Origin of the sequence: Pseudomonas sp. NFPP04 (assembly GCF_900113815.1) — a bacterium.
Classification (GTDB): domain Bacteria; phylum Pseudomonadota; class Gammaproteobacteria; order Pseudomonadales; family Pseudomonadaceae; genus Aquipseudomonas; species Aquipseudomonas extremorientalis.
This window is the reverse complement of record NZ_FOQS01000005.1, coordinates 169861-189997: the sequence shown is the minus strand read 5'-3', so window position 1 is coordinate 189997 and position 20137 is coordinate 169861. Positions and strand designations below refer to the sequence as shown.

Here is a 20137-nt window from a genome sequence, read left to right as displayed (position 1 = left end):
TGCGCCCATGACTGCCAATACTGCTCGTCCCTTCACTGCCCCAGATCCTTGTACAGGGGTGACTGCTGTGTAGGAGGTTAGTCACTCAGCGAGAAACTGCCAGTCTGGACAGGATTACCGGCGTGAGATGCTTTTTCGAGATAGCTGGCAGCGCCCTTCTCTATTGGTCAAAACGCAGCGAGCGCCCTAAAGTGAGCGACCATCGAAATACAGAGTGACTTGCATTGGCCGCGCTTTCCCTGATCCGTCGCCTGCTCGGCCAAAAGCCCGGGCCCCTTGACGCTTCGCCCATTCCCGCGTTTTTTCAGCAAAAGGCCGAGCAACAGGGTTACACCCTGAGCACCGGTCAAACCCGCGCAATTGCCGCCCTGGCCCGGGAAACCCAACAACTGCTCGCCGGCCAGCCCGCCCGCAGCCTGTACCTCCACGGCCCCGTGGGTCGCGGCAAAAGCTGGCTGCTGGACGGGTTCTTCCAGGCGTTGCCGATCGCCGAGAAGCAGCGCGTGCACTTCCATGATTTTTTCGCCCAACTGCATCGCGGCATGTTCACGCACCATGCGCAGGACGATGCCCTGGCCGTGACGCTCGATGAACAGTTGGCAGGCTGCCGGGTGCTGTGTTTCGACGAGTTCCACGTCCATGATATCGGCGATGCCATGCTGATCACGCGGCTGTTCAAGGCCCTGTTCGAGCGCGGTGTACTGGTGCTGGTGACGTCCAACTATGCACCGCAAGGGTTGCTGCCCAACCCCCTGTACCATGAGCGCTTCAAGCCGGTGATCGACCTGATCGCCGCACGCATGGAGGTGCTGGAAGTCAGCTCGCCCCAGGACTTTCGCAGCCTGCCCCAGGCCCAGAGCGCGCAACGGTTTACCTGCGGTCAATACGTGTGGCCGGGCACCCCGGACCAGCGCGCGGCGCTCGACCTGCCCGCTGCAGGCAGCCCACCGCGCCCCCTGGACGTCGGCCATCGGACCTTGATGTGCCGCCGCCAGGAAGGGCGCAGCATTGCCTTCACCTTCAACGACCTGTGCGAACAACTGACGGCGGTGATGGACTACCTGCTGCTGTGCCAGGACTACGACCACTGGATCATCGACGGCCTGCCTCAACTGGCGAACTGCCCGATTGCCGTGCAACAGCGCTTTATCAACCTGGTGGATGTGCTCTACGACCGCGACAAGCATCTGGTATTGATCGGCGAATCGCCGCTCGAGATTGCCCTGAGCGGCCAGGCCATCGACCTGGCCCGCACCGCCAGCCGTCTCGGACAATTGCAGCAGGCCGCCCCGCAATCCGCGTCCGACCCGCTATCATGAGCGCCTTCCACGCCTTTTTGCCGAGTGACCGCGCCGTTCATGAATACCCTCGCCCAACTCAAGGCCGGCCAATTGGCCGGCATCACGCGCCTTGACCTGTCCTGCGGGCTGACCGAATTCCCCCGGGAAATCTTCGAGCTGGCCGACTCCCTGGAAATCCTCAACCTCAGCGGCAATGCCCTGAGCAGCCTGCCCGACGACCTGCACCGCCTGCCGCACCTGCGCGTGCTGTTCTGCTCGGACAACCGGTTCACCGAGCTGCCGGCTTGCCTCGGTCAATGCGCCAACCTGAGCATGATCAGCTTCAAGGCCAACCAGATCAGCCTCGTGCCCGCCGTAGCGTTGCCGCCGCTGCTGCGCTGGCTGATCCTGACCGATAACCGCATCAGCGCGCTGCCCGAGGCATTGGGCGAACGGCCATTGCTGCAAAAACTGATGCTGGCCGGCAACCAGCTGGCGCACCTGCCGCAAAGCCTGGCCAACTGCCACAACCTCGAACTGCTGCGCATCGCCGCCAACCGGTTAACGCACCTGCCAGAGTGGCTGTTGACGCTGCCGAGCCTGACCTGGCTGGCCTACGCCGGTAACCCGGTGGAAATGGCGGTGACGCTGGCGGATGAAGACACCACACCGGAGGTTCCCTGGTCCGAACTGGAACTGGCCGACGTGCTGGGCGAAGGCGCTTCCGGGGTGATCCGCAAGGCGCTCTGGGCACCGTCAGGAAAGCCCGTCGCCGTTAAGCTTTACAAGGGCAGCATCACAAGCGACGGTTCGCCGCTGCACGAAATGCAGGCCTGTATCGCCGCCGGGCTGCACCCCAACCTGATCAAGGTCGAAGGCCGCGTGGTCGGCCACCCCGATGACCAGGCCGCCCTGGTGATGGACCTGATCGACCCGAGCTACCGCAACCTCGCGGCCCTGCCGAGCCTGGCGTCGTGCACCCGGGATATCTACGCAGCGGACACCCGTTTCAGCCTGGAGGTGGCGTTGCGTATGGCCCGTGGTATCGCCTCGGTAGCGGCGCATCTGCACCGGCACGGCATCACCCATGGCGACCTGTATGGCCACAATATTCTGTGGAATGAAGCAGGTGACTGCCTGCTCGGGGACTTTGGCGCAGCGTCGTTCCATGCCACGGAAAATACCTTTGAAACCAGGGCGTTGCAGCGTATTGAAGTGCGGGCGTTCGGGATTTTGCTGGGGGAATTGTTGGAGCGAGTTGAGGAGCAGGTGAGCAGCGACTTAGTCGAGCTGCAGAAAAACTGCTGTCAGCACGAGGTATTCGCACGGCCTGGATTCGAAGAGATCGAAGCGCTCCTGGAATCAGTCCAACTCCGCTGAGCCGATGTGGGAGGTGGCAAGTCCCCTCCCGCATTGTGAGGGATCAGCCGGCCAGGCCGACGAACATATCCTGCACGTCATCGTGGTTGTCCAGGCCTTCGAGGAAGGCTTCGACTTCCGCCATCTGCTCATCGCTCAAACCGCTCACCGGGTTCTTCGAGAGGTAGCCGAGCTTGGCCGACAACACGGTAAAACCCTGCTCCGGCAAGGCTTTCTGCACGGCGTCGAGGTCGGTGGTCTCGGTGATGAACAGGGTGGTGCCCTCTTCTTCACCTGCTTCGAAATCCTGGGCGCCGGCTTCGATGGCGGCCATTTCCGGATCGGCGTCCGGGCTGTCCGGCGAGGCTTCGATCAGGCCGACGTGGTTGAAGTCCCAGGCCACGGAACCGGAAGCGCCGAGCTGGCCCTTGCGGAAGGCCACGCGGATTTCCGCCACGGTGCGGTTGATGTTATCGGTTACGCATTCGACGATCAGCGGCACCTGGTGCGGGGCGAACCCTTCGTAGGTCACGCGATGGTATTGCACGGTTTCGCCGAGCAGACCGGCGCCTTTCTTGATGGCGCGGTCCAGGGTTTCCTTGGGCATCGAGGCTTTTTTCGCCTGTTCCACCACCAGACGCAGGTGCGCGTTGGTTGCGGTGTCGGCGCCATTGCGGGCGGCAATGGTGATTTCTTTCACCAGCTTGCCGAAGATCTTGCCCTTGGCATTGGCTGCCGCTTCTTTATGTTTGACTTTCCACTGTGCGCCCATGACTCACTCTCTTTATGTCCATCGCGCCCAAACGTCTACTGGCCGGCGCTTTGGGGGCAGAGTTTATAGCGCAAAAACACATCGTTCCACCAAAAATCCGTCAGGGCGCCAACTCGAAAAACGCCTGGATCAGGCGCAATGCGCGACGCCGTTCCATGCAACCGAGCAGGTGCCGGTTCACCAGGCCGTCGCCCAGGATCGGCACGGCGCGCACGCGCGGGTCGGGGCTGACTTCCATCGACGACACCACCCCAACCCCCAATTCGGCAGCCACGGCTTCGGTCACCGCCTCGCGGCTGTCCAGCTCCAGCAACACCTTGGGTTGTACACCGGCAGCCAGGCAAGCACCGTCAAACGTGCGCCGGGTGATGGAGCCGGGTTCGCGCAGCACCATGATGACCTCATGCAGTTGCTCCAGGTGAACGCCCTCGGATTGCCTCGCCCACGGATGCGCCACCGGCACCAGCGCGCAGATCCGCGATTCGGCCAAAGGCTGCAGGTGCAGGCCATTGCGCGGCTCGACCTCGGTCAGCACCGCCACGTCCGCATGCTCGGACAACAGCGCCGCCAGGGTTTCCTGAGCATTGCCCAGGCGCAGGTTCACGGTGATGCCCGGGTAGCGTGCACGCAGGCTGGCGATCATCGGCATCACCAGGTGCGGACCGTCCGCCGCCACTTCCAGGCGTCCGGTGAGCAATTGGCGATTGGCCTCCAGCAGGGTCTGCGCTTCGTCCACCAGGCCGAAGATCGCCCGGGTGATGGCCGCCAGCCGCGTGCCTTCCTCGGTCAGTTCCACCCGCCTGGCGGTGCGGCGCAACAACGCGATCTGGTAGTGCTCCTCCAGGGCCTTGATATGCCCGGTAACCGCTGGCTGGCTGATGAACAGCCGCGCCGCCGCACGGGTAAAACTGCCCTCGCGGGCCACGGCATCGAATGCACGCAGTTGGAACAGGTTCATGGCTATCGGCCTCACTGATAGCTCGCATAACAACAAACAATTTGATTGATGACAAGCCAAACTGCAATTTAGGCGCCGTAGATTCAACCGATGCTTCGCGAGGATTTGTAATGACGACGCCCATCCTGCTGACCCCAGGTCCCCTGACCACCTCGAACCGCACCCGCCAGGCCATGCTGGTGGATTGGGGTTCATGGGACGAGCGCTTCAACCAGCTTACCGCCAGCGTCTGCGAACAGTTGCTGGCAATCATCGACGGCGCCGCGAGCCACCATTGCGTGCCTTTGCAAGGCAGCGGCACCTTCGCCGTCGAAGCGGCCATCGGCACCCTGGTCCCGCGCAACGGCAAGGTGCTGGTGCTGATCAACGGCGCCTACGGCAAGCGCCTGGCGAAAATCTGCGAAATACTGGGCCGCGATTTCAGCACCTTCGAAACCGCCGAGGACCACCCCACCACCGCCGCCGATGTGGGCCGCCTGCTGCACGCCGACAAGACCATTACCCATGTCGCGCTGATCCACTGCGAAACCAGCACCGGTATTCTCAACCCATTGGCCGAGATCGCCCAGGTGGTGAAACACCACGGCAAGCGCCTGATCGTCGATGCCATGAGTTCCTTCGGCGCGTTGCCCATCGATGCCCGCACGGTGCCATTCGACGCCCTGATCGCCGCCTCCGGCAAGTGCCTGGAAGGCGTGCCGGGCATGGGTTTTGTCTTCGTCGACAAACAGGCGTTGAGCGCCGCCGAAGGCAACTGCCACTCCCTGGCAATGGACCTGTTCGACCAGCACAGCTACATGGCCAGGACCGGCCAATGGCGCTTCACCCCACCGACCCACGTGGTGGCGGCCCTGCATGAAGCGCTGCTGCAATATGCCGAGGAAGGCGGCCTGCCCGCACGTCATCAACGCTACGCCCATAACTGCAAGGCACTGCTGGACGGCATGGCCGAACTGGGCCTGCGCAGTTTCCTGCCGGCCGCCATCCAGGCGCCGATCATCGTCACCTTCCACGCGCCCCAGGACCCGCGCTACCAGTTCAGGGATTTCTACGAACGGGTCAAGGCCAGGGGGTTCATCTTGTATCCGGGCAAACTGACCCAGGTGGAAACCTTCCGCGTGGGCTGCATCGGCCATGTCGATGCCAACGACATGCACGCCGCCGTCACCGCCATCGCCGACGGATTGCAGGCCATGGGTCTCACCCTCTCATCGATTGGAGCACACGCATGAACTACCAGAACCCCAACGCCCTGCAAGCCGTGATCCTCGATTGGGCCGGCACCGTGGTCGACTTCGGCTCCTTCGCCCCCACGCAGATCTTTGTCGAAGCCTTCGCCGAATTCGACGTGCAAGTCTCCATCGAAGAAGCCCGTGGCCCGATGGGCATGGGCAAGTGGGATCACATCCGTGCCTTGTGCGATCAGCCGCACGTCGCCGAGCGCTACCGCAAGGCCTTCGGTCGCACGCCCACCGACGATGACGTGACGGCCATCTATCAACGCTTCATGCCGTTGCAGATCGAGAAGATCGCCGAGCACTCGGCGCTGATTCCCGGCGCCCTCGACACCCTCGCCCGGCTGCGGGTGCAAGGCATCAAGATCGGTTCCTGCTCCGGCTACCCCAAGCAAGTGATGGACAAGGTGGTTGCCCTGGCCGCCACCAACGGCTATATCGCCGACCATGTGGTCGCCACCGACGAAGTGCCCAACGGTCGCCCATGGCCGGCCCAGGCGCTGGCCAACGTCATCGCCCTGGGCATTGACGATGTGGCGGCATGCGTGAAGGTCGACGACACCGTGCCGGGCATCCTCGAAGGGCGGCGCGCCGGCATGTGGACCGTGGCCCTGACCTGCTCCGGCAATGCACTGGGTTTGACCTACGAACAGTTCCGTGCCCTGGATGCCGCGACTCTGGCCAGCGAGCGCAAGCGCATCGAAGCGATGTTCGAAGGTTCACGTCCGCATTACTTGATCGACACCATCAACGACTTGCCTTCTGTCATCACCGCCATCAATGCGCGCCTGGCCCGTGGGGAAATGCCGCAGAGCGACTGATAGAGGTCAACATCACGGCACTTACCCCAGGCAATCCGCTCAAAACCGGCATACAGTTAAAGGACTCCATCGCCAAAGAATGGAGGTATGCCCTGATGAGTGAGGAACCCAGCGATGCCGTGGAAAAACTCCGATACACGCTACAGCACCATGTCGATTGCGTTGCACTGGTTGATGGTGGTGCTACTGGCGGTGGTCTACGCCTGCATTGAGTTACGCGGACAGTTTCCCAAAGGCAGCGGTGCACGAACGTTGATCGTCGAGATGCACTTCATGTTCGGCCTTACCGTGTTTGTGCTGGTGTGGCTGCGCCTGTTCGCGCGCAGCCTGGGGGTAGCGCCAAAGATCGTACCGGCGCCGCCGCCGTGGCAGAGCCTGCTGGCAACCCTGATGCACTTTGCCCTGTACGCATTGATGATCGGCATGCCGATCGCCGGCTGGCTGATTGTCAGTGCCGAGGGGCATTCAGTGATGTTCTATGGCATTGAATTGCCGCCGCTGATCGCGGAAAACAAGGCGCTGGCCAAGCAGATTGAAGGCTGGCATGTGCTGTTCGGCAAGATCGGTTACTGGTTGATCGGCCTGCATGCATTGGCCGGGATCGCTCACCACTACATCCTGCGGGATAACACCGCGTTGCGGATGATGCCGGGCAAGCGCGCTAACCCTTGAAGCCGCGCCGGCCCTGGAGGCCGCCGGTGTGGACGAAGACCAGACGAGTGCCGGGTGCGAAGCGTCCGGCTTCGATTTGCACCTTCAAGGCCAGTAACGCCTTGCCGGTGTAGAGCGGTTCCAGGGGCACGCCGCAGGCTTGTTGCGTGGTCTCGATGAAGTCGAGCAGCTCGGCGTCGACTTTGGCGAAGCCACCTCGGCTGGCGTCCAGCAGTTCATAGCCGCCCTGCACGATGGCCTCGACGTTCTGCGCCACACCATGATCGTCCGGCACCGCCATGGCGCCGTACACCGGGTGCGCGCCCGCCTCTGCCAGCGCCAGGCCGGCCAGGGTGGTGCCGGTGCCTGCGGCCAGCCACCAGGCGTCGTAATCCGTCCAGCCCACGCTGTGCAACTGCACACGCACCTGCTCAACCAGCACCGCGCAACCCAGGGCGCCCGCACGGCCACCGCCGCCCTCGGGCACGGGGTGCAGGTGGGGATATTGCTCACGCCACGGCAACCAAAAACCCGGTTCATGCCGCGCGCGATAACCGCCATAACCCAGCCAATGCAACTGCATGCCAAAAGCTTTCAAGTCGAGGGCGGTGGCCGTGTCTTGCGGGTGCCCGCGCAGCAGGCCGACGGTAGGGAAACCGAAGCGCTTGCCGGCGGCAGCCAAGGCATGCAGATGGTTGGAGTAAGCCCCGCCCAGGCTGATCAGGCCACGAGCGGCCTGCGCCTGCGCCAGATGCCCGATGAGCTTGAACCACTTGTTGCCGCTGATCAGCGGGTCGATGCGATCCAGGCGCAGCACGGCCAGCTCGACACCTCTGAGCCAATCCAGATACAGCGGTTCAAGCGGTGCGTGGGGAAGCCAATCGAAGGGACCCATCGGGCGGGATCTGCATGAAAAACGGGGCGGTAGTCTACCACCGCCCCGCCCCGGGTCTTATAGCTCGGCCGCGAGGCGCGAGCCCTGGTTGATGGCGCGCTTGGCGTCCAGCTCGGCCGCCACATCGGCGCCGCCGACCAGATGTACGTTCTGGCCGGCGGCGACCAGGCCGTCCTGCAATTCGCGCAACGGGTCCTGGCCGGCGCAAATGACGATGTTGTCCACCGCCAGCACCTGGGGTTCGCCCTCGGCGCCAATGCGGATATGCAGGCCGGCATCGTCGATCTTCAGGTACTCGACACTGTTGAGCATCTGCACCTGCTTGTTCTTCAAACCAGTACGGTGGATCCAGCCGGTGGTCTTGCCCAGGCCGTCGCCGACCTTGGAGGTCTTGCGTTGCAGCAGGAACACTTCACGCGCCGGGGCATGGGGTTGCGGCTTGATCCCGGCCACGCCACCACGGGCTTGCAACTGGGTGTCGATGCCCCATTCCTTCCAGAACGCTTCGCGGTCCAGGCTGGTGGACACGCCCTGATGCACGAGGAACTCAGACACGTCGAAACCGATACCGCCCGCGCCGATCACCGCCACGCGCTTGCCGACCGGTTTGCGCTCCAGGATCACGTCCAGGTAGCTCAGCACCTTGGCGTTGTCGATCCCCGCGATCGCCGGGGTGCGTGGCGCGATACCGGTCGCCAGGATGATCTCGTCATAGCCGCCCGCCGCCAGTTGCGCCACGTCCACGCGGGTGTTGAGGCACAGCTCCACATGGGTGGTCTGCAATTTGCGCTTGAAATAGCGCAGGGTTTCGAAGAACTCCTCTTTGCCCGGCACCCGCTTGGCGATGTTGAACTGGCCGCCGATCTCGCTGGCGGAATCGAACAAGGTCACGTGGTGGCCACGCTCGGCGGCCACCGTCGCAGCGGCCAGGCCGGCAGGACCGGCACCGACCACGGCGATCTTCTTGACCTGCTGGACGGGCAAATAGTTGAGCTCGGTTTCGTAGCACGCCCGTGGGTTGACCAGGCAAGTGGTCAGCTTGCCGCCAAAGGTGTGGTCCAGGCACGCCTGGTTGCAGCCGATGCAGGTATTGATCTCATCGGCGCGGCCGGCGGCGGCCTTGTTGACGAACTCCGGGTCGGCCAGGAACGGGCGTGCCATGGAGACCATGTCGGCATCGCCTTCGGCCAGGATCTGCTCGGCGATTTCCGGGGTGTTGATACGGTTGGTGGTGATCAACGGAATCTGCACCGCCCCGCGCAGCTTGGCGGTGACTTTGCTGAACGCGCCACGCGGCACCTTGGTGGCGATGGTCGGGATGCGCGCTTCGTGCCAGCCGATACCGGTGTTGATGATCGTCGCACCGGCGCCCTCGATGGCCTTGGCCAACTGCACGATTTCTTCCCAGGTGCTGCCGCCTTCCACCAGGTCGAGCATCGACAGGCGGAAGATGATGATGAAATTCGGACCCACGGCTTCACGCACACGACGCACGATTTCCACTGCCAGGCGCATGCGGTTTTCGTAGCTGCCACCCCAGCGGTCGGTACGGTGGTTGGTGTGGGCCGCGAGGAACTGGTTAATGAAGTAGCCTTCGGAGCCCATGATTTCCACGCCATCGTACTCGGCGACCTGGGCCAGCAGCGAGCAGGTGACGAAATCCTGGATCTGCTTCTCGATGCCCTCTTCGTCCAGCTCCTTGGGCTTGAACGGGTTGATCGGCGCCTGGATCGCACTCGGCGCGACCTGTTTGGGGCTGTAGGCATATCGGCCGGCGTGGAGGATCTGCATGCAGATCTTGCCACCCGCCGCGTGCACCGCCTGGGTCACGATCTTGTGTTTTTGTGCTTCTTCCTCGGTGGTCAGCTTGGCTGCGCCGGCGTACACCCCGCCCTCATCATTCGGGCCAATGCCGCCGGTGACCATCAGGCCCACGCCGCCCCGGGCGCGCTCGGCAAAATAGGCAGCCATGCGTTCGAACCCGCCGGGTTTCTCTTCAAGGCCAGTGTGCATCGAACCCATCAGGGTACGGTTGCGCAAAGTGGTAAAACCCAGGTCCAACGGGGCCAGCAGATGCGGGTAGGCAGCAGCGGTCATGGTCAAGCTCCACAACGGATCATCACGGGGTGTGACGGGCTCGTGCGACCCGCCATCGGTTTATGTCCCACAGACTAAGAGGCGGTGGATGACGGCTCAATGACTGAAACTGACAAGTTATTGATCCAAATGCACAGCGCCCCTTGGCAAGCCCGCCCATGGGCCCTACCCTAGCCGGCGAACCCTGCACACGGTCTGTTGTCTGTTCCCCCATGCGTAAACTTCTTGCTCTTACCGTCTCCCTGGCGCTGGTTGCCGCCATCGCCGCCTATCTGGTCTGGACCCAGGAACGCCCCGTGGCGCATTACCTGTCGGACCTGCGGATCACCCTCGCCGTCAACGAAGGCCTGCCTGCCGACCGTGGCAACCTGCTGGGCATCCAGCCGGAACTGTTCCCCGCCGACTACCAGAGCCTGGAACGCCTGCACCTGAAGCTCGCGGCGTACTTGCAAAAAGCCCGGGACCAGGGGCTGATCAATGACAAGACCATCGTGGTGCTGCCCGAACATATCGGCACCTGGCTGATGCTCACCGGCGAAAAAAACGAGGTGTACCAGGCGCTCCATGTGAAAGATGCGATGAACTGGCTGTCGGTCAGCAACCCGCTGCTGTTCGCCCGCGCCTGGATCAGCGCCACCGGCGACAACCGCACCGACGACGCCTACCTGCGTATGAAAGCCTCGGGCATGGCACGGGACTATCAGCTGTTGTTCGGCGGCCTGGCCAAGGAGTTCGGCGTTACGTTGGTGGCCGGCTCCATCACCCTGCCGAACCCGAGCGTGAGCCAGGGTCAACTGCAGGTCGGCCATGGCGCCTTGTATAACGCCAGCGTGGTGTTTGCCGCCGACGGCTTGCCGATCGGCGATCCGCAGCGCCAGCTCTACCCGATCTACGATGAGCGCGGATTCATCAAGCCTGGCGATGAAAACATGGTCAGCGTGGTCGACACTCCGGCCGGGCGCCTGGGGGTGCTGGTCGGCAGCGACAGCTGGTACCCGGACAACTACCGCAAGCTCAACGAACAAGGCGCGCAATTGATCGCGGTGCCAGCCTTTGTGCTGGGTCGCGATACCTGGGACCGTCCGTGGCGCGGCTTCAAAAGCGTGTCCACCCCGACCGAAATCAGCCTCAAGCCCGAAGAACTCAGTGAAGGCGAAGCCTGGCGCCGTCTTACGCTGATCAGCCAGCAACCGATCAGCCAGGCCAGCGCCGGCATGAGCGTGTTCCTGCGCGGGCAGTTCTGGGACCTGGGCACCGCCGGGCACAGTTTTCTCAGCAGCAACGGGCAAATCAGCGCCGATGGCGAGGCCCGTGGCGCGCGCTTGTTGAATATCTGGCTGTGAAACCGGTACGGCTGGGGGACCTGTCGGTGGGCTTCGTGCACAGCCTGGCCGATGCCATCAGCAGCCACGGCCTGGACCCGCAGCCGCTGCTACTGCAATACGGACTCGACTCGGCGCGCCTCGCCGAAGCCGGTGCACGCTTGTCGATCCCGCGTTACATGCGCCTGGGCCACGCCGCCATCCAGCTCACCGGCGACCCGGGCCTGGGCCTGCGCATGGGCCAGCTCAGCCGCTTGAGCCAGGCGGGGCTCGCCGGCGTCACCGCCGACCAGGCGCCCAACGTGCGCGAGGCGGCGCGCGCATTAACGCGTTTCGAGGCGCTGTACGGCTCCAACTATCGCGGGCAGTCGAGCTTCGTCGAGGATGCCGAGGGCGCCTGGTTGCGCTTCTACTCCATCAGCCCCTACAACGCCTACAACCGCTTCGTGGTGGACTCGATCATCGCCGGCTGGCTGCATCAGTTGTCGAGCCTGGCCCGGCAACCGGTGCAGGCGCAGCGTATCGACATCGAGTTCGAGGCGCCGGAGTACAGCGAACGCTACGACGCGCTGGGAGACGTTCACTTCGGTGCCGACGCCAATCAACTGCGCCTCAGCCAGCACACCCTGGCCCTGCGCAACCCGCAGCACTGCCCCAGTACCTGGAACCTGTTGTTGCAGCTGTGTGAGCGAGAGTTGGAGCAACTGACCCGCACCCGCAGCCTGCGCGAGCGCATTACCCGTTTGCTCGGGCCGATGCTCAATGGCGGCCGGGAACCCGACCTGGAAGAAGTGGCGGCACGCTTGAAGCTGCCGACCTGGACGCTGCGCCGCAAACTGGCCGATGAAGGCACTCAGTTTCGCGCGATTCTCAACGACACCCGTCGTGACCTGGCCATGACCTACATCCGCGACACGGAACTGGCGTTCGGCGAGATCGCCTACTTGCTCGGCTTTGCCTCGGCCCAGGCATTTCAACGGGCCTTCAGGCGGTGGAACAACCAGACCCCAGGGGAATTTCGCCGCAGTCAGCGGCATTCCGCCTGAAGTCTTTATTACAGCTCTGTTGCATCGTCTGCCGGTTCCAGCGGGTCCAACTCAATCGCGTGGTACTCAAGCAGTTCTTCCTGGTAATCGTCCATGGCGGACTCCTTCTTGCGTTAACAGGGGTTGCAGATAAATGACCTGCATCACCAGCCTAAAGTGCCGTGATGACGAAAAAATGTCGACGTCATGACGTTCCTGCACTCAAGGATTAAACGTAGCAGCGCTGCAGGGATTTAGCACCCGAGGAATGAGGCACTATTGCAATCATTGCAATTGCAATTAAATGCGAATTTCCATTAGGGTATGGGCATTCGTCGCCAGGTGACCCTCTCCATGACCGCCGCTACCGCACACGCCGCGCAGCTCTGTATCGACGCCTTGAGCACTGCCACCCCCGCCAGCCGGTCACCGTTGCACACCGTGATCAGCATGGCCAGCACCCTCGAATCCAGCCGCCAGGCCTGGGTGATCCACGGCCAGTCGCACTCCCGACGCGTGGGTAACTGGCCCGCCTGGTTCGCCCGCAACGCCGTGGAAAAACCCTTGCTGTACCTGCACAGCGCGCACTCGGCGGCACAGTTGAGCGCGCTATCGAACGTTACCCGGCAGCGCGGCATCCTGTGCAACGACATTGAAAACCAGCCCTCCCGGTGGCCCAAAGGTGCGCAGCCGTCCTTGCCGTTGTGGCTGGCCACTCATCCGCGCTGTACCCCGTATGACCCGGCCTCGGGGGAAGAAGCCCGCGCGATTGTGCTCGCGGCGTTGCGAAGCCTGTATGTCGAGGGCGAGCCCGGTTTCTATTACCTCGCGTTGCACGATCAGGACAGTGCAGCGCCGTTGGGCGAGCAGGACCGAGAGGCCGCGCTCAAGGGCATGTACCCACTCCAGCGCAACAGCCCCGTCGATGTGCGATTGCTCGGCGCAGGCCGCGCGCTTGACGAGGTGGTGCACGCCAGGCGCTTGCTCAAACAGCACTGGAACATCAGCGCGCAGCCATGGAGCTGCCCCAGCTACACACGACTGGCCCGCGAGGCAGCGGCCGCTGAACGCTGGAATCGCCTGCACCCAAGACTGACCAAGCGCGGTTGCCATTTGCGTGATTGCCTGGCGGGGAGCGCTGCGCCGGTAATTGCGGTGACCGGGTATCCGCAGGCGATTGTCGATCAGTTGGGGGCGCACGTGGATGCACGCTTTGTGGCGCTGGGCGCGGGGTCGGTACAGGCGGCGGCGCCGAGTCGATATTGGATCGTGGTATCGGCGCTCAGGGCATTGGCGGATGAAGGGCGGATCGACACACGGCAAGTGCAGGACGCGATGAAGCGCTATGCAGTGGAATGCGAGTGACGGCAAGGCAGCGCCGCAGGGTTTCAGATTTTGCGGCGACTGCGGGTCTGCACGCCCGCCTCCATCGCCAGCCCGGCGGTGCGCTCCAACGCGTCGGCGAAGCCCTGGCGCTGCTCGGGCTCAATCTGCGACAGAAACAACTCATCCACCGTGCTTTCGTAGATCTTCCACATCTTTTTACGCAGCACCCGACCGGCCTCGGTGATCGAGGCAAACGCCGCGCGGCCATCACCGTCGGAGCGGGAACGTACCACCAGACCGTCCTTTTCCAGGCGGTCGACCAGCCGCGTGAGGTTGTAGCGTTCGATGGCCAGCACGTCGGCCAATTCGTGCATGCGGCGGGTGCCGTCGGGGCCGCTTTCCAGCCCCCATAGCGCGTCGTACCAGGCGTACGGCGGCAGGTCCGCCTCAGCCAGGCGACGCTCGATTTCACGGATGACCGTCCTGTGGGCCCTGACAAAACGGAACCATACATCCGGCTCTTTCGACGACATGCAACACCATCCGGGGAATTTCAAGAAGGTTGCAATAGTAGCTCATCCCGCGCTAGATTCGGTCATGTAGTTGCAATTGCAATTACATTTACCGACACTCCCACAAGGAGCCCGTCACTTCAAACCTGCCTACCCTGGAGCCTCACATGACCCCGAACAACGCTGTCAGACGCGACGACGACCCACAGGAAACCCGCGAGTGGCTGGAGTCCATCGAATCGGTGTTGTCCACTGAAGGCCGGCCCCGCGCGCACTACCTGATCGATCAGTTGCTGGATTTCGACGTGGCGCGGCATGGCGACTTCTACGGGCGGGTGACCACGCCGTACGTCAATACCCTCCCGGTGGACCGTCAGTTGCCCTACCCCGGCAACCTGGCCATCGAACGCCGTATCAATGCGTTTATCCGCTGGAATGCCATGGCAATGGTGTTGCGTGCAGGCAAGCACTCAGGGGTGGGTGGGCATATCGCAACCTATGCGTCAGCCGCCGTGCTCTACGACGTAGGCTTCGACCACTTCTTTCGTGGCCGTACCGAGCACTTTGACGGCGACCTGGTGTACATCCAGGGCCACTCCTCCCCCGGCATTTATGGCCGCGCCTACCTGGAGGGCCGCATCAGCGAAGCGCAACTCGACAACTTCCGCCGTGAGGCCGGTGGCGAGGGTATTTCGTCCTACCCGCACCCACGGCTGATGCCGGACTTCTGGCAATTCCCCACCGTGTCCATGGGCCTTGGCCCGATCACTGCCGCTTACCAGGCGCGCTTCATGCGCTACCTGGAACTGCGCGACCTCAAACCCCACCAGGGGCGCAAGGTCTGGGCCTTCCTCGGTGATGGCGAAATGGACCAGCCGGAATCCCTGGCCGCCATCTCCCTGGCCGGGCGCGAGAAACTCGACAACCTGATCTTTGTGGTCAATTGCAACCTGCAACGCCTGGACGGCCCGGTGCGCGGTAATGCCAAGGTGATCCAGGAGTTCGAAAGCCTGTATCGCGCCGCCGGTTGGAACGTGATCAAAGTGATCTGGGGCGGTGGTTGGGACGCCCTGCTGGACAAAGACCACAGCGGCCTGCTGCGCCAACGCATGATGGAATGCGTGGACGGCGACTATCAGAACTACAAGTCGCAGAACGGCGCTTATGTGCGCGAACATTTCTTCGGCAAATACCCGGAGTTGCTGGCATTGGTTGCGGACATGTCCGACGACGAAATCTGGAAGCTCTCACGGGGCGGGCATGACCCGGACAAGGTCTACAACGCCTACGCCGCCGCTGTGCGCCATAGCGGCCAGCCTACGGTGATCCTGGCGAAAACCGTCAAGGGTTTCGGCATGGGTGAAGCCGGCGAAGGCCAGAACATCAACCATCAATTGAAGAAGATGGGCGCAGACGCGGTAAGAGCCTTCCGCGATCGTTTTGGCCTGGAAGTCGCGGACGAGCAACTCGCCGACATTCCCTACCTCAAGCCCGCCGCCGACAGCGAAGAAGCCCGTTACTTCGCGGCGCGCCGCCAGGCCCTGGGCGGCTATGTACCGGCACGCCACAGTGCGGTCGAACCCTTGCAGATCCCCGAACTCGCCGCCTTTGCCACCCAGCTCAAGGACACCGGCGAACGGGCGATCTCCACCACCATGGCCTTTGTGCGCATCCTCGGCACCCTGCTCAAGGACCCGCACCTGGGCAAACTGATCGTGCCTATCGTGCCGGACGAGTCGCGCACCTTTGGCATGGAAAGCCTGTTCCGTCAGATTGGCATCCACTCCGCCGTAGGCCAGCTCTACACCCCGCAGGACGCAGGGCAACTGAGCTACTACAAGGAAAGCAAGGACGGACAGATCCTGCAGGAAGGCCTGAATGAGTCGGGCGCCATTTCCTCGTGGATCGCGGCCAGTACGTCTTACAGCAACCACGGCTTGATGACGGTGCCGTTCTATATCTTCTATTCGATGTTCGGCTTCCAGCGGGTCGGCGACCTGGCCTGGGCGGCCGGCGATGCACGGGCACGCGGTTTTTTGCTGGGGGCCACGGCCGGCCGCACCACGCTGATGGGCGAAGGCTTGCAGCATGACGATGGACACAGCCATATCCTGTCGTCGGTGATTCCGTGCTGCGTGTCCTACGACCCGACATTTGCCTACGAGCTGGCGGTGATCATTCGCGAAGGCATGCGGCGGATGTACGTGGAACAGGAGGACATCTACTACTACATCACCCTGCTCAACGAGAATTACCCGCACCCGGCGATGCCCGAAGGGGTGGAAGACGGGATTCTGAAGGGCATGTACCCGCTCAAGACCAGCGAGCAGGCCCAGGTGCAACTGATGGGCAGTGGCTCAATCCTGCGCGAAGTGATCGCGGCGGCCGAGCTGCTTGAGCAGGACTTCGGCGTGCACAGCACTGTGTGGAGCGCCACCAGCCTTACCGAATTGCGCCGCGACGGGCATGCAGCCGAACGCTGGAACCTGCTGCACCCGCAGAGCGAGCCACGGGTAAGTTATGTGGAGCAATGCCTGGCCGGGCAGAACGGGCCGGTGGTGGTGGCGACGGACTACATGAAGCTGTTCGCCGATCAGATCCGCCCCTTTGTCCACGGCCGACGCTTTGTGGCCCTGGGCACGGACGGCTTCGGGCAATCGGATACCCGTGACACCCTGCGCGCGTTCTTCGAAGTGGACCGGTATTTCATCGCGCTGACAGCCTTGAAGGCGTTGGCGGATGACGGCGTTATCGGTCGTGAAAAAGTCAGTGAAGCCATCAGCCGCTACGGGATCAACGTCGACAAGGTCAACCCCGTGGCGGTATGAATTACTGCGCCGGTGTCGGCAGGGGCGGAATCGCTTCTGTCGGTGCCGGCAGGTCCGGGTTACTGGTAGCCGGCGCGGGTTCCGCCTGCGGCGCAATCGGCGCGGCCTCGGCAGGCGGCGTGACGGGCTGGGAAACGGCAGGCTCCTCCTTCGGCGATTCGGTTTTCTCTGCTGCCGGTGCGGTTTTAGGTTCCGGCACACCCAGCTCGGCTTTCGGCTGCTCGGGGATATGCGCGGCCTTCTTCACTTCCTGAGGCAAGAACACGTCCACCAGCGCAAAATAGCGCTCGTAGAATTTCGGTGCCGAAACGGTCTCGCTCGCCACCTTCACCATCGAGTCATCGGTGGAACCGATCGGCATCGACACCGAACCCAGCACGCCCACGCCCAGGCTCGCGGAGTTGTTGACCTTCTTCAGCGCGTAACGGTCCTGCAAGGCGTTGGCGAACATGGTCGAGTGATTGGTACCTTTGCCATCGTCGGCACACACCACGTTGAAGCTGATCTGCAGGTGGGTCTCGCCGGTCTGCTGGAAGCTCTTGTTACCCACCACCAGTTTCGGATCGCTGCTGGTGATGATATAGCCCTGGCTCAGCAAGGCACGTCGCGCCGCTTCGCACGCCGCCACATCGGTGACCGGGTAATCGCGGGAAAACGTACCGGAGTCGTCGAAATTCTCATGTTCATAAATGGCGGTCTTGGGTGACGAGCAGCCCGCGGCGCCCGCCAGCACCAGCGCCAGCCCGAGGCTACGCAAGTGAAATGATGTCGACATTGAAAATCCTGAGGAAAACGGTCCGGGCGGTATTGTGCAACAGAACGAGGCCTTGGCGCGCGCATTCCTGTCGGTAAAACGTCACAGCCTTACCTTACGCCGCCCGTAGGAAAAAGACCTGCACACATATGATCAATAAACACGCGCAACTTGACCGAAGCATGGCGACTTGATGGCCATAACATCCAGAAACTGCCTCGGTGTTCCAGAAAATCATCCAGCACCCTTTGCAGGCGCCCCTCCTGCACGGCCTGTTCGACCATGTAGTCCGGCAGGCAGGCGATCCCCAACCCGTCGAGCACCACATGCTTGAGGGACTCGATGGTGGTACTGACCAACGGAGTGCGCAGGACCGGCTCCGACGCGCCGGGGGCCAGGCGTAACGGCCAGGGTTCCAGCTTGCCAGTGGCGCAGAACTTGTGGCGCAGGCAGGCATGGCCGTTCAAGTCCTGCGGCTGTCGTGGGGTGCCGTGCTGGCGAAAATAGGCTGGCGTACCCACCAGCACCAACCGGTAATGCCCCAGGTGGCGTGCCATCAAGCGCGAATCTTCCGGCTTGCCGGTGCGAATCACCGCATCGAAACCTTCCTCGATCACGTCCACCATGCGGTCGGAAAAATCCACATCCAACTCGATCTCCGGGTACGCACGCATGAAATCACTGAGCACCGGCATCAGCAGGCCACGCACCTGTGGCACACTGATGCGCAGCGTGCCACGGGGCGTGGCACTGGCGTCTGTCAGCTCCCGCTCAGCCGCCTCGACCTCGGCCAGGATCCTGCGCGAACGCTCCAGCAATAGCGCACCTTCGCTAGTCAAAGTGATGCTGCGGGTGCTGCGATGAAACAGCCGCACGCCCAGGCGGTCTTCCAGCCGCGCAATGCTTTTGCCGACGGCCGACGACGACACACCCAACACGCGCCCGGCGACGGTGAAGCTACGCGTTTCTGCCACCTGCACGAATACAGAGAGGCTACCCAGACTGTCCATGGGTGAATCCTTGGAAATTACGGACACAAGCGTCCGATAAGTTCGGAACCTTAGCCTGTTTTTCCGCAGATCACAGCCCTCTACTCTGCCGGCTGCCCTTTTGCATGGATAGAGCGCGATGACCTCTCTCACCGATTCCCCCGTGACCGCCCGAAAAGAAACACTGCCGCTGGGAGGATTACTGGCCCTGGCCAGCGCCGGCTTTATCACTATCCTCACCGAAGCCATGCCCGCCGGGCTCCTGCCGCAGATGGGCGAAGGCCTGGGCGTGTCGCCCGCGCTGGTCGGTCAATTGGTTACACTGTACGCCCTTGGATCACTGCTGGCGGCCATCCCCCTGACACTGTTGACCCGAAGCTGGCGACGCCGCCCGTTGTTGCTGATCGCGATCGGCGGCTTTGCCCTGGTCAACAGTGTGACCGCGCTATCCGCCCACTATGGGCTGACGCTGGTGGCGCGCTTCTTTGCCGGTGTATTCGCCGGACTGCTGTGGGCGCTGTTGGCGGGCTATGCCAGCCGAATGGTCGCGCCCCACCTGCAGGGCCGGGCCATCGCAGTCGCGATGCTGGGTGCACCGCTGGCCCTGTCGCTGGGTGTGCCCGCCGGCACCTTTCTGGGGGCTGCGGTTGGCTGGCGCCTGAGTTTTGCAATCATGACCGGGCTGACGCTGGTGCTACTGATCTGGGCACGCCTGCAACTGCCGGATTTCGCCGGCGAACCAGCGGGCAACCGCTTGGGGCTGCATCAAGTGTTCAGCTTGCCGGGTATCCGTCCGGTGCTATGGGTAACCTTTACCTACGTGCTCGCCCACAACATTCTCTACACCTACATCGCGCCGCTGCTGGTGCCGGCGGGGATTGCCGCCGATATTGACCAAGTGCTGCTGGTGTTTGGCCTTGCCGCGTTGCTGAGCATCTGGCTGGCGGGTGTATTGATTGATCGGTGGTTACGCCCGTTACTGCTGATCAGTTGTGCGCTGTTCGGTCTGGTCGCCTTGGCGCTGGCGTTCTGGATGAACCTGCCGGCGGCTATCTACCTCGCGGTCGCGCTGTGGGGCCTGGCGTTCGGCGGGTTGCCCGCGTTGCTGCAAACCGCACTGGCCAAATCGGCAGGTGAGTCGGCGGACGCCGCGCAATCGATGCTGGTGACCGTGTGGAACCTGGGCATCGCTGGCGGCGGCCTCGCGGGCGGGGTGTTGCTCCAGGGCTGGGGCGTCGCCGCATTTCCCTGGGCGGTGGTGTTGCTGATGCTGTGGGCATTGGCCGGGGCGTCGAGAGGCGCCCGCAGCTGAA

At 63.0% G+C, this 20137-nt stretch carries 17 protein-coding genes; 10 read left to right on the top strand and 7 right to left on the bottom strand.

Annotated elements, in window-relative coordinates:
- The first annotated feature begins 224 nt into the window (after positions 1-224).
- Both zapE and BM017_RS12970 read left to right on the top strand, forming a co-directional pair.
- The gene (zapE, locus tag BM017_RS12975) at positions 225-1319 is read left to right on the top strand and encodes a cell division protein ZapE (protein WP_092244814.1); all 1095 of its coding nucleotides are present in this window, start codon (positions 225-227) and stop codon (positions 1317-1319) included.
- A gap of 39 nt (positions 1320-1358) precedes the next feature.
- Positions 1359-2660, top strand: coding sequence for a protein kinase (locus BM017_RS12970; RefSeq protein WP_092245521.1), 1302 nt, complete (start codon positions 1359-1361; stop codon positions 2658-2660).
- Positions 2661-2703: 43 nt separating this feature from the next.
- Here the strand turns inward: BM017_RS12970 and BM017_RS12965 are convergent, their stop codons facing one another.
- Positions 2704-3411 (bottom strand): YebC/PmpR family DNA-binding transcriptional regulator, encoded by a 708-nt coding sequence (locus BM017_RS12965; RefSeq protein WP_058423896.1) that lies wholly within the window; start codon positions 3409-3411, stop codon positions 2704-2706.
- Positions 3412-3511: 100 nt separating this feature from the next.
- Positions 3512-4369: a LysR substrate-binding domain-containing protein gene (locus BM017_RS12960; RefSeq protein ID WP_092244811.1), complete on the bottom strand. Its 858-nt coding sequence runs from the start codon at positions 4367-4369 to the stop codon at positions 3512-3514.
- 110 nt (positions 4370-4479) lie between these two features.
- Here BM017_RS12960 and BM017_RS12955 point away from each other — a divergent pair, with 110 nt between their 5' ends.
- The 3 genes from BM017_RS12955 (at position 4480) to BM017_RS12945 (ending at position 7097) form a co-directional block, all read left to right on the top strand.
- Positions 4480-5601: a 2-aminoethylphosphonate--pyruvate transaminase gene (locus BM017_RS12955; RefSeq protein ID WP_092244808.1), complete on the top strand. Its 1122-nt coding sequence runs from the start codon at positions 4480-4482 to the stop codon at positions 5599-5601.
- Positions 5598-6425, top strand: a complete 828-nt coding sequence (gene phnX / locus BM017_RS12950) for a phosphonoacetaldehyde hydrolase (protein ID WP_092244805.1) — start codon at positions 5598-5600, stop codon at positions 6423-6425. Before BM017_RS12955 ends, phnX begins: the two co-directional genes overlap by 4 nt.
- Positions 6426-6539: 114 nt before the next feature.
- Positions 6540-7097 carry a cytochrome b gene (locus BM017_RS12945; RefSeq protein WP_071492016.1) on the top strand — a complete coding sequence of 186 codons (558 nt, stop codon included), beginning with the start codon at positions 6540-6542 and terminating at the stop codon, positions 7095-7097.
- Here the strand turns inward: BM017_RS12945 and BM017_RS12940 are convergent.
- On the bottom strand, positions 7087-7971 hold the full coding sequence (locus BM017_RS12940) for a 1-aminocyclopropane-1-carboxylate deaminase/D-cysteine desulfhydrase (RefSeq protein WP_092244802.1): 885 nt from the start codon (positions 7969-7971) through the stop codon (positions 7087-7089). The two genes, BM017_RS12945 and BM017_RS12940, sit on opposite strands and share 11 nt — an antisense overlap.
- Before the next feature lie 57 nt (positions 7972-8028).
- A complete protein-coding gene (locus tag BM017_RS12935; protein WP_092244799.1) occupies positions 8029-10068 on the bottom strand; it encodes an NADPH-dependent 2,4-dienoyl-CoA reductase in 2040 nt (679 codons plus the stop codon).
- A gap of 212 nt (positions 10069-10280) precedes the next feature.
- Between BM017_RS12935 and BM017_RS12930 the strand changes: the two genes are divergently transcribed.
- From BM017_RS12930 to BM017_RS12920, 3 genes are all read left to right on the top strand, one after another.
- A complete protein-coding gene (locus BM017_RS12930) occupies positions 10281-11411 on the top strand; it encodes a carbon-nitrogen hydrolase family protein (RefSeq protein WP_092244796.1) in 1131 nt (376 codons plus the stop codon).
- Positions 11408-12436 carry an AraC family transcriptional regulator gene (locus tag BM017_RS12925; RefSeq protein WP_092244794.1) on the top strand — a complete coding sequence of 343 codons (1029 nt, stop codon included), beginning with the start codon at positions 11408-11410 and terminating at the stop codon, positions 12434-12436. Before BM017_RS12930 ends, BM017_RS12925 begins: the two co-directional genes overlap by 4 nt.
- Positions 12437-12769: 333 nt before the next feature.
- Positions 12770-13780, top strand: coding sequence for a transketolase-like TK C-terminal-containing protein (locus BM017_RS12920; protein ID WP_092245518.1), 1011 nt, complete (start codon positions 12770-12772; stop codon positions 13778-13780).
- A gap of 23 nt (positions 13781-13803) precedes the next feature.
- Here the strand turns inward: BM017_RS12920 and BM017_RS12915 are convergent, their stop codons facing one another.
- Positions 13804-14274: a MarR family winged helix-turn-helix transcriptional regulator gene (locus BM017_RS12915; RefSeq protein WP_071492022.1), complete on the bottom strand. Its 471-nt coding sequence runs from the start codon at positions 14272-14274 to the stop codon at positions 13804-13806.
- Positions 14275-14420: 146 nt separating this feature from the next.
- Between BM017_RS12915 and aceE the strand changes: the two genes are divergently transcribed.
- Entirely contained in the window at positions 14421-17081 is a 2661-nt protein-coding gene (aceE, locus tag BM017_RS12910; RefSeq protein ID WP_092244791.1) for a pyruvate dehydrogenase (acetyl-transferring), homodimeric type, read from the top strand.
- 1 nt (position 17082) lies between these two features.
- Here the strand turns inward: aceE and BM017_RS12905 are convergent, their stop codons facing one another.
- Complete coding sequence (locus tag BM017_RS12905; protein WP_092244788.1) at positions 17083-17856, bottom strand: DUF2242 domain-containing protein; 774 nt, start codon at positions 17854-17856, stop codon at positions 17083-17085.
- Positions 17857-17945: 89 nt separating this feature from the next.
- Positions 17946-18845, bottom strand: a complete 900-nt coding sequence (locus BM017_RS12900) for a LysR family transcriptional regulator (RefSeq protein ID WP_092244785.1) — start codon at positions 18843-18845, stop codon at positions 17946-17948.
- 118 nt (positions 18846-18963) lie between these two features.
- Here BM017_RS12900 and BM017_RS12895 point away from each other — a divergent pair, with 118 nt between their 5' ends.
- The gene (locus tag BM017_RS12895) at positions 18964-20136 is read left to right on the top strand and encodes an MFS transporter (protein WP_092244782.1); all 1173 of its coding nucleotides are present in this window, start codon (positions 18964-18966) and stop codon (positions 20134-20136) included.
- Position 20137: the final 1 nt, after the last annotated feature.

Excerpts from the sequence above, each read along its gene's own strand:
- BM017_RS12970 (WP_092245521.1), top strand. The coding sequence starts at position 1,359 with ATGAATACCCTCGCCCAACTCAAGGCCGGCCAATTGGCCGGCATCACG.
- BM017_RS12965 (WP_058423896.1), bottom strand. The coding sequence starts at position 3,411 with ATGGGCGCACAGTGGAAAGTCAAACATAAAGAAGCGGCAGCCAATGCC.
- BM017_RS12960 (WP_092244811.1), bottom strand. The coding sequence starts at position 4,369 with ATGAACCTGTTCCAACTGCGTGCATTCGATGCCGTGGCCCGCGAGGGC.
- BM017_RS12955 (WP_092244808.1), top strand. The coding sequence starts at position 4,480 with ATGACGACGCCCATCCTGCTGACCCCAGGTCCCCTGACCACCTCGAAC.
- phnX (WP_092244805.1), top strand. The coding sequence starts at position 5,598 with ATGAACTACCAGAACCCCAACGCCCTGCAAGCCGTGATCCTCGATTGG.
- BM017_RS12945 (WP_071492016.1), top strand. The coding sequence starts at position 6,540 with ATGCCGTGGAAAAACTCCGATACACGCTACAGCACCATGTCGATTGCG.
- BM017_RS12940 (WP_092244802.1), bottom strand. The coding sequence starts at position 7,971 with ATGGGTCCCTTCGATTGGCTTCCCCACGCACCGCTTGAACCGCTGTAT.
- BM017_RS12935 (WP_092244799.1), bottom strand. The coding sequence starts at position 10,068 with ATGACCGCTGCTGCCTACCCGCATCTGCTGGCCCCGTTGGACCTGGGT.
- BM017_RS12930 (WP_092244796.1), top strand. The coding sequence starts at position 10,281 with ATGCGTAAACTTCTTGCTCTTACCGTCTCCCTGGCGCTGGTTGCCGCC.
- BM017_RS12920 (WP_092245518.1), top strand. The coding sequence starts at position 12,770 with ATGACCGCCGCTACCGCACACGCCGCGCAGCTCTGTATCGACGCCTTG.
- BM017_RS12915 (WP_071492022.1), bottom strand. The coding sequence starts at position 14,274 with ATGTCGTCGAAAGAGCCGGATGTATGGTTCCGTTTTGTCAGGGCCCAC.
- aceE (WP_092244791.1), top strand. The coding sequence starts at position 14,421 with ATGACCCCGAACAACGCTGTCAGACGCGACGACGACCCACAGGAAACC.
- BM017_RS12905 (WP_092244788.1), bottom strand. The coding sequence starts at position 17,856 with ATGTCGACATCATTTCACTTGCGTAGCCTCGGGCTGGCGCTGGTGCTG.
- BM017_RS12900 (WP_092244785.1), bottom strand. The coding sequence starts at position 18,845 with ATGGACAGTCTGGGTAGCCTCTCTGTATTCGTGCAGGTGGCAGAAACG.
- BM017_RS12895 (WP_092244782.1), top strand. The coding sequence starts at position 18,964 with ATGACCTCTCTCACCGATTCCCCCGTGACCGCCCGAAAAGAAACACTG.